The sequence below is a fragment of the Helicobacter sp. TUL genome, from assembly GCF_002287135.1.
Lineage (GTDB): Bacteria > Campylobacterota > Campylobacteria > Campylobacterales > Helicobacteraceae > Helicobacter_F.
This window is the reverse complement of sequence record NZ_NESU01000009.1, coordinates 1-12,478: the sequence shown is the minus strand read 5'-3', so window position 1 is coordinate 12,478 and position 12,478 is coordinate 1. Positions and strand designations below refer to the sequence as shown.

Below are 12,478 nucleotides of genomic sequence, written 5' to 3'. Positions count from 1 at the left end.
GAGAGGGCGATAGTAGCCTATAGATATTAAGAGAGCATATATATGAGAGAGAATGAACATAAAGAGCAATTTTTAGCGGATTTGGGCGAAGTGTATAGAATCTATGCAGAGAGTATGAAAGAGCATTATAGATTCTATGAAGTGGTGCAACGCATAGAATCTACGCAAAGCTCATCAGATTCACAGCTTGAAGCTATGCAAAAGACATTATGTGATTTATGTGCGCAGCTAGAGATAGAATCTACAAGAGAGCATTTTGTGGCGCTTATAGAGCGGATTGTGAATTTACGAGAAGATTCTTTGTTGGAAGTGTTAAAATCTCTAGGTAAATCGCGCGATGAGATTTTATATGCACGAACGATTATGCTTGATTTTGTAAGCACATATTATGCTAAGGCGCATACCAAAGTGCTACAAAATATAGAATCTAAACAGCTTCTTAGCCCATTTTATCGTGAGATTTTTGCGAGTGTGTGCAGAGTTGGGCAATGTATGAATACATTTTTTGCGCTATGGGATAGGGAGCTTATTTATGGGATTAATGAGCGTCTTAGTGAGATATTTTCATTTCAAGAGGCTTTAGAGAGATTAGAGCCTACAATGGAGCGTGATAGTCAAGATAAAAATGCGCAACGCACATACTCCTTGCCGTGTATGCCTAATACAACACTTACAAAAGAGAGTGAATTTGCGTGCGTGCCTTATATCAAGGCGTTTCCTAAGGAAGTAGGAGCGATTATAGAGGCATTAGAGCAGAGTATCAAAAATCTTGAGGCTTTGGAAGATTCTATCTTTGATCGCGAAGAGGCATATATTACATATCTTGAGGCGCTAAAAAATGCGTGGAGTTGTGATGATAGCACGCGGCTTATAGAATCTTGGCGTGCGGTGGATTATGCGTGGATGGGTATTGATACACCTGTGCAGATAGGACACCCATTAGAATATTATGAAGATATTTATCGACATGCAGTGGCGCCAGAATGGGATTTGCGTATTTGCACACCAAATGACAATAAGGGCGTATATGCACTCAATGTCGCCCACAATATACACAATGCTTTTGATATGCTTGCTAAAAAGTTAGGGTATAACGCACACAGCAGGGAATTTGTCGAGCATAGCCTTAGGCAAAGCAAGGTATATGAATCTATTCCACTTTTTTTCTTTGGTGCAGAAAATAATGGGCTTTTTAGCGCACAAGTCGTGCCAAATGATGAAATTGTGAGCAAAAAAGAAGGCAAAAAGATTTTTGCTTTTCCTCTTCGTATCATTGCACAAGCGCGTGCTAAGCCCCAAATGCGCCTAACCTATGAGTTTTTCCCTAAGGCGTTTATTGCGCGTGGGCGAGAGATTTTATTTGATAATGAGCATTTATGGCATAGCGTTTATGACATCAGCACCAATGGACACGAGTTTGGGCATATTTTGTGGATTGATGAAAGCAGTGAAGAGGTGATGAATGCAAGTGGCGAATTTAAAAACATCGAAGAGTTCAAAGCCACAAGTGGAGGAATTGTCGCGTATTTGCTTGGTTCTAGCCCTATTGCAAATATTTTACAAGATTGCTTAGATGATATATATCGTCTTGATATACAGCAGTGCATAATGGCGATACAACAAAGCGATTCTATACATCAGCAGATATGGGAAGCAGTATTTGATGATTGTATCAAACGAGCAGTGGGACTTATGGCGTGGAGAGAAAGCCTTGAAGTGCGCCCATATTATTGTGAGGGGATTATCCATTTGCGTGGTATGTTTGAGAGTGGGGCGCTTAGCTTTGATGAATCTAAAGATTTTAGCAAACTTAGCATACACCGCACGCATTATGTAGAATTAGCACTTTGGTATCTACGCACCTATATAGATCTTGCCACGCACTATCGCGATAAAAAAGATGCCAAGTTATGGTTAGAGCGATTTTGCATTAATCAACAATCCCAAGGTGTGCAAGTGCTATGCCAACAAAGTGCTAAACTTGTAGAGCATTATTTTGCGCGTTATGTAGCTATAGGACAAGAAATCTATGAATAGGATTTATGCGTAAATTTAGGGAGCAGGGAAGAATATAATTTGCTTACAAAGTCTATAGGCTATGTAAAGATCGTGTGTGATACAAATAATAGTCGTTTCTTGGAGCGTATGAAGAAATGCTATCACTTCAAGTTGTAGTGCAAAATCAAGCCCTGATAAACTTTCATCAAGGATAAGAATCCTCGGCTTTAGGAGCAGAGCGCGTAAAAGGCATACGCGTTGTAATTCCCCACCAGATAGCATATTTGGGTATGCCCAAAGGATTGTATCAGAAAGTGAAAGTTGTGTGAGAAGTGGAGTGATATGCGCTAGTTGCGCGGATTTTTCTCGTATATCACAAAGATATATCAATGGCTCAATAAGATTCTCAAAAATACATAATGTAGGATTTAGGGACGCTAGAGAATCTTGAAATAAAATTTGCACTTGTGTGTATAGCTCTCGCCCAAATGTATGCAGAGGTTTAGAATCCAAGGTAATTTCCCCACTTTGTGGTGTGAGAATCTTGCTTAGCAATTTTGCAAATGTGCTTTTGCCACAACCACTAGGACCCACGATAGCGGTATGTATGCCTTTGTGCAGCACACAATGGACATTATGCAACACTGGAGTATGCACACATCGCAAAAATACATATTCTTTGTATGCATAACAAATCTCTTTTGCCTCTAAGATTGGCGGTGTTATAGGCGTGTATAGGGAGGGTTTGGATACTTTGGGAGGTAAGATAATGTCCTCGCGCTTACTAGCTTGCACTTTCCCTTTTTGGATTGTATAGAATCTATCCGCAAGACGCGCCACTATACTCATATCATGCGTAATAAGCAAGATTCCAATATGCTTTGTATCTCGTAGTTTTACAAGTGTCGCAAGGATTTCTTCTTGGGTATGTGTATCTAGGTTGCTTGTTGGTTCATCAGCAAGCAAAAAAGGAGTTTCACGCAAAAGCGCAATGGCAATCATTGCACGCTGGAGCATTCCTCCACTAAGCATAAAAGGATAGGCATTAAGCACAGATTCTATATCTGTATCTTTAAACCCACTTTCTTTAAAGGCGCGATGTATATGATGTGTATCATAAGGCTTGTGCAAAGCTTTTAGTGTCTCTTGGCAGTGGGATCGTATGCTAAAGAGCGGATTAAAATAGCTTTGAGGATTTTGGAGGATATGAGAAACATATGTAGAGGCATTGTGCATAGGGGAATTATCGATAGATATAGTGCCACATATTTGTGCGAGATTAGAGGGTAGTGAGTTGCTAATAGCGCGCATACACAGGGATTTGCCACTACCACTTGCACCAAGTAATGCAGTGATAGCACCACGCATGATACTAAGATGTATAGAATCTAGCAGGAGTGTATCATTAGCACACACGCTAAGGTTTTTGATATGAATGGCATCGCAAGTTTTTGTAAGAGTATTGTTATATTGCATACATATCGCCTACCATTGTTATAATGCTATGTATGAGAGATTGGCATATCATAGTATGCACGCAAATTCTCTCCAATAATATTACACAGCGCTACACTAATAAATAACGCCCCTCCTGGATAGAGCATAAGTTGAGGATAACTCCATAAATAATCTTTGCTTTCGCTAAGCATAATGCCCCATTCTGCCATAGGTGCTTGCACACCAAGTCCGATAAAAGAGAGTGCAGCGATATGGAGCATCATATGCCCCAAATCCATACTTGCTAAAATCACGCATTGGCTAAGGACTGGTCGTAAGATATGACGTCTAAAACTTTGGAATTTATTGCAACCATAACAGCTAGAAAGCACGATATATTCTTTATTTTTGAGGCTTAAGACAATGGATCGCACAATCCTAGCATACCAAGCCCAATGTGTGAGGATAATGGCAAGAATGACATTGGCTAATCCCACACCAAGCACCCCTACAAAAAAGAGCGCAAGCACCAAGGTAGGCATACTTAAGAGCACATCGCACACTCGCATAATAATAGAATCTACCTTGCCTCCTACAAATCCACATAATCCACCAATACTAATACCAAGGATTACGATACAAACAAGGATTATTGCGCTAGATCCCAATGAAATACGCATACCTTGCAAGATTCGAGAGAAAATATCACGCCCTAAATGATCACAACCAAATATATGCTCAAGGCTTATAGGGGCAAATTTTTGCGTGATGTCAATAGCATTTGGATCATAGGGGGCAATATAGGGCGCAAATATAGCAAATAAGACAAATACACAAAATAATATAGTGGTGATTATATTGTGTGTGTGAGCAAAGAAAGATTTTTGCCTATAAGGCGTGTAGGTATTATATTTCATTGCACGCCCTTAAAGTTTTTAGAGATTCTAGGATCAAGAAAAGCATACAAAATATCTGTAAGGATATTACAAAGTGTAAAAATCCCGCACAACACAAGCACAAAGCATTGGATAATAGGATAATCGTGATTGGCAATGGCTTGGATACTATAAAGCCCAATGCCTGGTATAGCAAAGATACTTTCAATCAACAAACAACCTCCAATAAGTTCGCCAATATGCATACCAAATGCCGTAACAATGGGTATAAGTGCATTATAGAGGATATGTTTTGTGATAATCTTGTATCGTGGAATATCACGAAGTGTGGCATATAAGATATGGTATTGTGTTCGCACCTGTAGCATATTTGCGCGTATGAGGCGTGCGTTGATACAAATTGACATAAATGCAATGCTGATTGTGGGCAAGATAAAGGACACAAGGCTTCCGTCGCTTATTGCTGGTAACCATTGCAAGGACACACAAAAAAATGCAATAAGCAAGAGTGCAAACCAAAAATTTGGCACACTCACACCAACAAGACAAAGAATCTGTAATGCCTTATCAAGCCATTTGCCTTCATACATAGCACTTAAGATTCCAAGTGGAATAGATAGCATAAGCGTAAGCAAAAAGCCAAAAAACACAAGCAGTAGCGTATTTGGTAGATAATAAAAAAAATCTGCTCGCACATCTCTTCCGCTCATATATGAGGTGCCAAAATCTCCTTTTAAAACACCACCTAACCATACTATGTATTGTTCCAAAAGTGGCTTATTTAGCCCAAATTCCTCTGTGAGTTCTGCGATAAGTTGAGGAGTTTGTGGGATATGGGAGTTTAGTAAAAATTGCGTGACTGGATCTGTGCCACCTAAGCGCAAAAACATAAAGATTGCAAATGAGGCAATAAGCAAAATAGGAATAAGGCTTAAAAGCTTTTTTATGATATATGCATTCATTTGTAGAATTCCCAAAATGGTATTTCATAGCTTAAAATACCCATTTGTATGCCCTTTATGTCTTTGTTTGCAATGGCTTTGTTGCGTTGTGCTGTTAGTGGAATATAGACATGACTTTGAGACAATAGGCTAAGAATCTGCTTTAATAGTGTTTGTGCATTGTTGGAATGAGGGTTTTGAGCCAAAAGCTTTGTGATTAATGTCCGAATCGTATCGACATTTTCAAGTCCAGATTGTGCGCTAAAGTCTATATGACTTGGTGTAAGCATAGAATATAAAATACTTAGAGGCTCATATGGCACGCCCCATGTATCATTAAAAGAGATTTCAAAATTACCATTTAGTTGCCTATTGCGATATATCGTTGGTTCACTAGCGCTTAGATTCAGCTCAATACCAATGCTTTGGAGTTCATAAGCAAGAATTTGGGCGAGCATTTTTTGGGCTGGACTATCGCCACTATAAAGCAATTCTAGTTTTATGGGCGCTTGGAGAGTAGGATTTGCTTGTGTAAGTAAGGCTTTGGCTTTTTTTGTATCTGGTGCTTGACAAGATTTAGAGATAAAATCATATTGTTTCTTTTGCGTGTGGGATTGTGGCTGAAAATTCGGAAGTGTATCGCGCGTGATAAAAAGCCAATCGCTACAAGGCTGCATATCTCCATATACACCGCGGACTAACTCTTGTTTGTTAATGGCTGTAGCGATAGCCTCTCGCATATATGCAGGAAGTTTGTTAGAATTTAACACCAAAGAAGTAATAAAGATTGGTTCTGAGAGATATGTTTTTAGATTCTTATCGTGCCAAATCTGCAAAAACATCTCAATAGGGATTATGTCATATCCATAGATAAGATCAATCTGTCCGCTTTTTAGGGCGCTAAGCTTTGTATTGGGATCAAAAATAACACGCATAACAATCGTATCAAAATAGATTCCGTTATAGCGATGTTTATCCCAATAATACTCATTTTTTTTGAAACTATCGCTAATCCCAGGTTGTGAATCTACAAGCACATAGGGACCCGTTCCGATAGGTTTGGGATCGTGTTTTATGAGATCAAGATCTGGAGGAAACGCACTAGGGGCTAAAAATCTAAATGGGCGTATGAGGGAGAGTTCATACAAAGTGGGAGTATAGGGATACTTTAAATGTAGCTCTATGTGGGAATCATCGATTTTTTTTACAGAATCTAGTGCGTGGATAAGTCCGCACCATGAATGTCTTACTTTATTTTTGAGGATAGATTCAAAGTTTAGCACTACTGCATCGGCATTAAAGCTTTCTCCATTGGAGAATTGCACACCCTCTCGCAAGGCAAATACATAAACTTTGCCATCGTTGCTAATCTCCCAAGATATTGCCAAAGAAGGGCTAAGCACACCATTTTTATCCAAACGCACCAATCCTTCATACACCATATTTTGTGCAAACATTGCATTTGTATTGTATCCTTGAGGATTAAGCGCACCGACATTTTGAGTAATGGCTACTCGTAATATGTTTTGAGCAACAAGAGTATTACACGCAAAACACCAAAACAATATCGATAAGATTTTATAAAGGGACATTTTCATAATATTTTGACTACTTCTTTTTTGTGATAAAGCATATGAGGTATTGTAACAAAAAAAATCATAATATTTTAAGAGGTTTAAGAATGATGAAAAAATTCCCTAGAGTGTATGTCATACATTCTTTGTTGTTATGTCTTGGGAGTTCGGTGGTTATGTATGCCAAGGATACGCAACGCCTTTTAGATTCTATCATTACCTCTTCCCCCTTAGAAACTGATGTGTCGCATATACACGGAAACATAAGTGTTATGGACACTACAGAGGTGCGTAAATCTCCTAATACCAAGCTTACTGATACGATTAAAAAACTTTCTGGTGTGAGAATCCAAAATGATGTAGGGTTTAATCCTCGTCCAAATATTATGATTCGAGGAATAAATCGTGGCACATTGGTTATGCTTGATGGCGTGATTTTAAGTGATTTGGAGGGTGAGAGCAGAATCCTAAATCAAATTTCACTTTATGATGTGGAGCGCATAGAGGTGGCTAGAGGTAGTTTTTCTAGCCTTTATGGCACAGGCGCTATAGGAGGAGTTGTAAATTTTGTCACCGCAATGCCAAAGAAATTTGAATCTAATCTGGTAGTTGGCTATGGCAATGAGTTGGTGCGTGATAGCGCAGATACAAACCTAATCAAGCTTTATGCCTCTGTGGGTGATGTATTTTTGCAAGGTGGGCTTCGGATAAAGCTTAGCGGTGGCTATACACAAAGCGGTGGGTATGCGAGTTTTCCTACATATCTTGCTCCTAACGATACAAGTCTTAGTGGTAGCGGACTTGGTGGTTACTACACAGACAAAGCAGGAAATCACATCATAGGCACAGGTGGCAAACGCGCGTATCAAACTTATGATGTGCGACTTAAGGCAGAATACGATATAGGCGATTGCGGTATGCTTTGGGCAATGGCGAGTATGTCCAATCATACTTATGATTTTGGGCATTTTACAAGCTATTTGTATGACAATACTACAGGACAATCCACGCATCTTATTGGTGGTAAGGATTATTTTGTGGGTTCTGGATTAGGCGGCATAGGGGATTATACGCATATTTTAGGGAATCTTGGCTATACGCATACTTTTGGGGCAGATTCGGTGCTAAAAATTTCTCTCTCTAGTCTCAATCTCTTAAGCACTTGGCAAGACGCAAATCGCGATCTTGGGGGCGATCGTTTTGGCGGTGCAGGCACTACGCAAGATATAAATTCAAGTAGCAATTATCTTGATATAGTATGGAATACTCGTTTTTTAAACATACATTCTCTAACTACAGCGTTACAATTTCGCTATTACACATATACACAAAAACAACGCAATATGGCAAATTGGCGTGATTCTGCTACACGTCTTGATAGCTTTCGTGGTTTTGGTCAAAGGGCATTTGTAGGTTCTGGTTATGTGCGATTAGATTCCCAATGGTGGGAAAATTTTTCTACCAATATCGGTGTGCGTTATGATTATTGGCGTAATTATGGAGGATATTTTTTTAACAATCAAGCACCAGAGCAAAACCGCGACACTATAGAATCTACGCTTTCATCTATAAGCCCAAAATTTGGCATTTCTTGGTCTATTGCACCTACTTGGCTTATAAGCTCTAGCATTGGCACGGGCTTTAGAGTCCCTACATTGCGCGATATGTATCAATTCACGCACGCAAGCAATGTATGGGCGATAAATCCTAATCTTACGCAAGAGCGCGCATTAAGCTTTGAGATTGGGACACAATATCGCACACAAAGGCTTTCTACAAGTGTGTATTACTTTCACACAGAATTACGAGATATGATTTATCGTGCGGGTAGTGGTGTGCAAAATAATCCTTGGCAGTATGTCAATGCAGGACTTGGTCGCATTCATGGGGTGGAGCTAGAGGGCGAGATCGCACTTAGTTCATATATATCTGTAGGGGCAAATTATACTTTTACCAATGCGCGAATCTTGGAAAATAGCGCTATGCCATACACAGAGGGCAAGCAACTTGCTGGTGTGCCTAGACATATGAGTAATGTTACTCTAAAATATCTTCCAAAGAGTGGCTTTTATGGCGTGATATGGGCGTATTATGCTCCTGCATTTTTTAGTAATGATACAAATTCTACGCCACTTACAAATACATATGGATATTATGAAAGTCAATTTAGCCTTAACACAAAAATAGGGTATGTATGGCGTAATGGCGCGGATCTTTCTTTGAGTGGATACAATCTTACAAATAATCGCTATTATGATTTTTATCGTGTAGCTGGAGCAAGTGTGTATATGCAACTCACATACAAGCTATAGATACAGCAATTATGCGTTAGCTACGCAATGACATTATAGATTTATATTACCAAGCCACACGCCTAAAACATCTCTCTTAGGCGTGTTTTACCAAATTCTACACCCGGCTGATCGTAGGTATTAATCTCTAAAGCACAACCGGCACATGAAGTCAAAAGTTCATAATACATCACAAGTGCTCCGGCGTTATATTCACAAATTTTGTCTATCACAATAGAATCTGTAGGAATTCCTTGCGCCTGTAGGGTTTGCATTGTAGCAAGACATTGTTTATCTAGCAATGTCGCAAAACTTGCACCATTAGCAAAGTCTGTAGATTCTAAAAATGTAAGTGTAGTGTTAGGAACGCGAGGTTTTGGGTAATGTGTGGGTTTAAGCGAAATAAATGTCACACTTTTGTCTTTGCAGCCTTGCACGATGAGTTGCAAAAATGAATGCTGATCGATACTTCCCACAAGCCCAACAGGCGTTAATCCTACCGCTTTGTTGTGAATGTTGAGCTTACCTAGACTTTCTGCCCATAATTGCACATACCACGCGTTAAATTCCTTGAGTATGCTTGAATAAGAAAAAAGCACATTGATAGGATATTGTTCGCGGTTTTGCACCAAATAAAGCGCTTTTTGCAAGATATGATCTTCTTTGCGATCAAAAAATCTCATCGCAAGTTCTTTGGCGCCTTGGAGAAGTTTTTTTACATCATATCCTAGTAGCATAAGAGGCAAGATTCCCACGCTACTTAGCACAGAAAATCTCCCACCGACATTTTTATCAATCCCAATGGAAGCGATTTTGTGTTTTTGACACCATTTTTGCAGTGGTGAATTCTCATCGGTTATTGCCACGATATGTGATGTATGCTTTTTAGATAAGAGATTATAAGTTTCTAGCACATATTTGAAAAGAGAGGAGGTTTCAATCGTGCTACCACTTTTGGAAATAACGATAAAAAGCGTATTTTTTACCTTCACCTTTTTAAGAGCCGTTTCCACCGCGATACAATCCGTGCATTCCAAGAATCTAAGCTTAATAGCATTGCGTTGTGGCAAAGAACTAAGCATAGTATCTAGCGCTTTTAATCCTAGCGAACTACCACCCACGCCAATAATCACAATATTTTTAAGCTTTGTAATAAGATCTTTGTGTTGCTTGATATATTGTTGTGAATCTTGCAAGGCTTTTTGACTAAAGGGCAATGCGTAATATCCGCTTGTTTGATTTGCGCGCTCTTTGGTGATAGATTCAAAGATTTGTGTTAGGCACCTTGTATCGTCTTTTGTTGTGTGGGCAAAAGAATGCGTGAATTCTAGCATAGGCTTCCCTCCTCCTTTTTTGGTTTAATGTGTGAGGGCATATACACTCATATCTACAAGGCGAGTAGAGTAGCCCATTTCATTGTCATACCAAGCTAAGACTTTGGCACTATTACCAATGACTAATGTCTTATCTGGCACAAAGATTGCGCTATATGGCGATCCGATAAAATCACTTGAGACACACTTTTCCTCATCTACATAGATAATATCTTTCATACTTGTATGCTGGACTTCTCTAAATAGATCATTAATGGCTTCTTTGTCTGCTGGTTTGCTTAGATTCACACTAAGATCTACAAGACTTACATCTGGAGTTGGCACGCGCACCGCAAAGCCATTAAACTTCCCTACAAGATCTGGAATCACAAGTCCCACAGCTTTGGCAGCACCTGAACTTGTGGGGATAATATTTAGTGCTGCAGCACGCGCACGACGCAAATCTTTGTGTTTGACATCAAGCACATTTTGATCATTTGTATAGCTATGTATTGTAGTCATTAATGCACTTTGTATGCCATACGCATCGTGCAACACTTTTGCGATAGGCGCGAGGCAGTTTGTTGTGCAAGAAGCATTTGAAATGACGCTTTCGCCTTTGTATTGTAGGTGATTGACACCATACACAAATGTCGGTGCTTCATCAGCTGGTGCGGAAATAATAACTTTTTTGACATTACCTTTGATATGAGCGCTTGAGGCTTGGAGAGAGTTAAATTTACCTGTGCATTCAATTACGCCTTGTGCGCCATATCGGCTAAAATCAAGGTTAGCAGGATCTCTATCCGAAAGGATTGCAACTTTGTTGTTGCCTATTTGGATAGTGTGATCATCGATTTTTTGCACATTATAGCCCCTATGCACAGAGTCATAGCGCAATAAATGCACGAGAGTATCAATAGGCGCGGTGGTATTGAGTGCAACTAATTCTATATCTTCTCTTGTTCCGATGATACGAGCCGTGCATAGTCCAATTCGCCCTGTTCCATTGATAGCAACTTTAACTGACATATGATTCCTTTTGAAGTAAGATAAATTATATCGTGCATTATAAAGAAAAAAATATAAAAACTCCCTATTTTATTGATTTCCAAAAAAAATAAAAGTAGAATCCCAACTTTTATGCCTGCTAGTCCTTGTAGCTCAGCTGGATAGAGCGTTCGATTCCTAATCGAGAGGTCATGCGTTCAAATCGCATCAAGGACACCACTACTATATATTCTTACTTCTAAGGATTTGTATGCAGCTTGTTCTTGCCACTTCCAATCCCCATAAAAAAACAGAAATTACAGCTATTTTTGCAACAACACTTCCTGATATGATGATTGTTAATGTAGGGGATATTATGCCCCCATTTGAGATAGAAGAAAATGGCACAAGCTTTGAGCAAAATGCCACCATTAAAGCAAAGGCAGTATATCAAGCCCTCACAACACTGCCTATGCAAACCCCCTATCTTGTGTTGAGTGAAGATAGCGGATTGTGTGTTGATGCCCTTGGTGGTGCGCCCGGAATCTATAGTGCGCGTTTTAACTTTAGGGATTTTGGTGATAATAGTTGGCAAGACATAAAGCCCAACAATCTCTCTCTTGATACATTGAATCTAATGCGCGTTGTTTATGAGCTACAATCTCGTGGCATAGAAGAATCTAGTGCGCGTTTTGTCGCGAATGTCTGCCTTTTTGGGTATATAGATGAGCAATGTATCTTACAAAACTTCCAAGGATTATGTGAGGGCAAGGTAATTACCACGCCAAAAGGCGATAAGGGTTTTGGCTATGATCCTATCTTTGTCCCAGAACATTACACACAAACCCTCGCACAAATAGAATCTAAAAATGAAATTTCTCATCGCAAAAAAGCCCTTGTGCAATGTATGGAGTATCTGCTCAAGATTCTATGATTGTTAGATTTTGCATGTATGCACAAAGCATATGATGTGTAAATCCAAAACTTAAAACCTCAAAACTTCCAAAAAATCTCCAAAACCCACAGAATCTTAAGCAA

The 12,478-nt window shown here is 39.4% G+C and carries 9 protein-coding genes and 1 tRNA gene; 4 read left to right on the top strand and 6 right to left on the bottom strand.

The annotated features are described in order from the left end of the window. Nucleotides 1–42: 42 nt before the first annotated feature. Nucleotides 43–2,037, top strand: coding sequence for an invasion protein CiaB (gene ciaB / locus B9T66_RS05320; protein ID WP_095627956.1), 1,995 nt, complete (start codon nucleotides 43–45; stop codon nucleotides 2,035–2,037). 15 nt (nucleotides 2,038–2,052) lie between these two features. Here ciaB and B9T66_RS05315 read toward each other — a convergent pair whose 3' ends face one another. The 4 genes from B9T66_RS05315 to nikA are packed head-to-tail and all read right to left on the bottom strand — an operon-like array spanning nucleotide 2,053 to nucleotide 6,870. Then, nucleotides 2,053–3,474 (bottom strand): ABC transporter ATP-binding protein, encoded by a 1,422-nt coding sequence (locus tag B9T66_RS05315; protein WP_095627955.1) that lies wholly within the window; start codon nucleotides 3,472–3,474, stop codon nucleotides 2,053–2,055. A 26-nt stretch (nucleotides 3,475–3,500) separates the two neighbouring features. Beyond that, nucleotides 3,501–4,352, bottom strand: a complete 852-nt coding sequence (gene nikC / locus B9T66_RS05310) for a nickel ABC transporter permease subunit NikC (protein WP_095627954.1) — start codon at nucleotides 4,350–4,352, stop codon at nucleotides 3,501–3,503. Continuing rightward, nucleotides 4,349–5,293, bottom strand: coding sequence for an ABC transporter permease subunit (locus tag B9T66_RS05305; RefSeq protein ID WP_095627953.1), 945 nt, complete (start codon nucleotides 5,291–5,293; stop codon nucleotides 4,349–4,351). The genes nikC and B9T66_RS05305 overlap by 4 nt, the downstream gene beginning before the upstream one ends. Continuing rightward, complete coding sequence (gene nikA, locus B9T66_RS05300; protein WP_095627952.1) at nucleotides 5,290–6,870, bottom strand: nickel ABC transporter substrate-binding protein; 1,581 nt, start codon at nucleotides 6,868–6,870, stop codon at nucleotides 5,290–5,292. Before nikA ends, B9T66_RS05305 begins: the two co-directional genes overlap by 4 nt. An 83-nt stretch (nucleotides 6,871–6,953) precedes the next feature. Between nikA and B9T66_RS05295 the strand changes: the two genes are divergently transcribed. Beyond that, nucleotides 6,954–9,158, top strand: coding sequence for a TonB-dependent receptor (locus tag B9T66_RS05295; protein ID WP_180763342.1), 2,205 nt, complete (start codon nucleotides 6,954–6,956; stop codon nucleotides 9,156–9,158). A gap of 62 nt (nucleotides 9,159–9,220) precedes the next feature. Here B9T66_RS05295 and B9T66_RS05290 read toward each other — a convergent pair whose 3' ends face one another. Together B9T66_RS05290 and gap are read right to left on the bottom strand one after the other, a co-directional pair. Continuing rightward, a complete protein-coding gene (locus tag B9T66_RS05290) occupies nucleotides 9,221–10,471 on the bottom strand; it encodes a glucose-6-phosphate isomerase (RefSeq protein WP_095627950.1) in 1,251 nt (416 codons plus the stop codon). Between the two features lie 24 nt (nucleotides 10,472–10,495). Next, complete coding sequence (gap, locus tag B9T66_RS05285) at nucleotides 10,496–11,482, bottom strand: type I glyceraldehyde-3-phosphate dehydrogenase (RefSeq protein ID WP_095627949.1); 987 nt, start codon at nucleotides 11,480–11,482, stop codon at nucleotides 10,496–10,498. A gap of 121 nt (nucleotides 11,483–11,603) precedes the next feature. Here gap and B9T66_RS05280 point away from each other — a divergent pair. Together B9T66_RS05280 and B9T66_RS05275 are read left to right on the top strand one after the other, a co-directional pair. Then, nucleotides 11,604–11,680: transfer RNA gene (locus tag B9T66_RS05280), tRNA-Arg, on the top strand. A 31-nt stretch (nucleotides 11,681–11,711) separates the two neighbouring features. After that, entirely contained in the window at nucleotides 11,712–12,374 is a 663-nt protein-coding gene (locus B9T66_RS05275) for a non-canonical purine NTP pyrophosphatase (RefSeq protein ID WP_095627948.1), read from the top strand. Nucleotides 12,375–12,478: the final 104 nt, after the last annotated feature.

Coding starts and splice junctions, on each gene's coding strand:
- B9T66_RS05315 (WP_095627955.1), bottom strand. CDS start 3,474: ATGCAATATAACAATACTCTTACAAAAACTTGCGATGCCATTCATATC.
- B9T66_RS05305 (WP_095627953.1), bottom strand. CDS start 5,293: ATGAATGCATATATCATAAAAAAGCTTTTAAGCCTTATTCCTATTTTG.
- nikC (WP_095627954.1), bottom strand. CDS start 4,352: ATGAAATATAATACCTACACGCCTTATAGGCAAAAATCTTTCTTTGCT.
- B9T66_RS05275 (WP_095627948.1), top strand. CDS start 11,712: ATGCAGCTTGTTCTTGCCACTTCCAATCCCCATAAAAAAACAGAAATT.
- nikA (WP_095627952.1), bottom strand. CDS start 6,870: ATGAAAATGTCCCTTTATAAAATCTTATCGATATTGTTTTGGTGTTTT.
- gap (WP_095627949.1), bottom strand. CDS start 11,482: ATGTCAGTTAAAGTTGCTATCAATGGAACAGGGCGAATTGGACTATGC.
- B9T66_RS05290 (WP_095627950.1), bottom strand. CDS start 10,471: ATGCTAGAATTCACGCATTCTTTTGCCCACACAACAAAAGACGATACA.
- ciaB (WP_095627956.1), top strand. CDS start 43: ATGAGAGAGAATGAACATAAAGAGCAATTTTTAGCGGATTTGGGCGAA.
- B9T66_RS05295 (WP_180763342.1), top strand. CDS start 6,954: ATGATGAAAAAATTCCCTAGAGTGTATGTCATACATTCTTTGTTGTTA.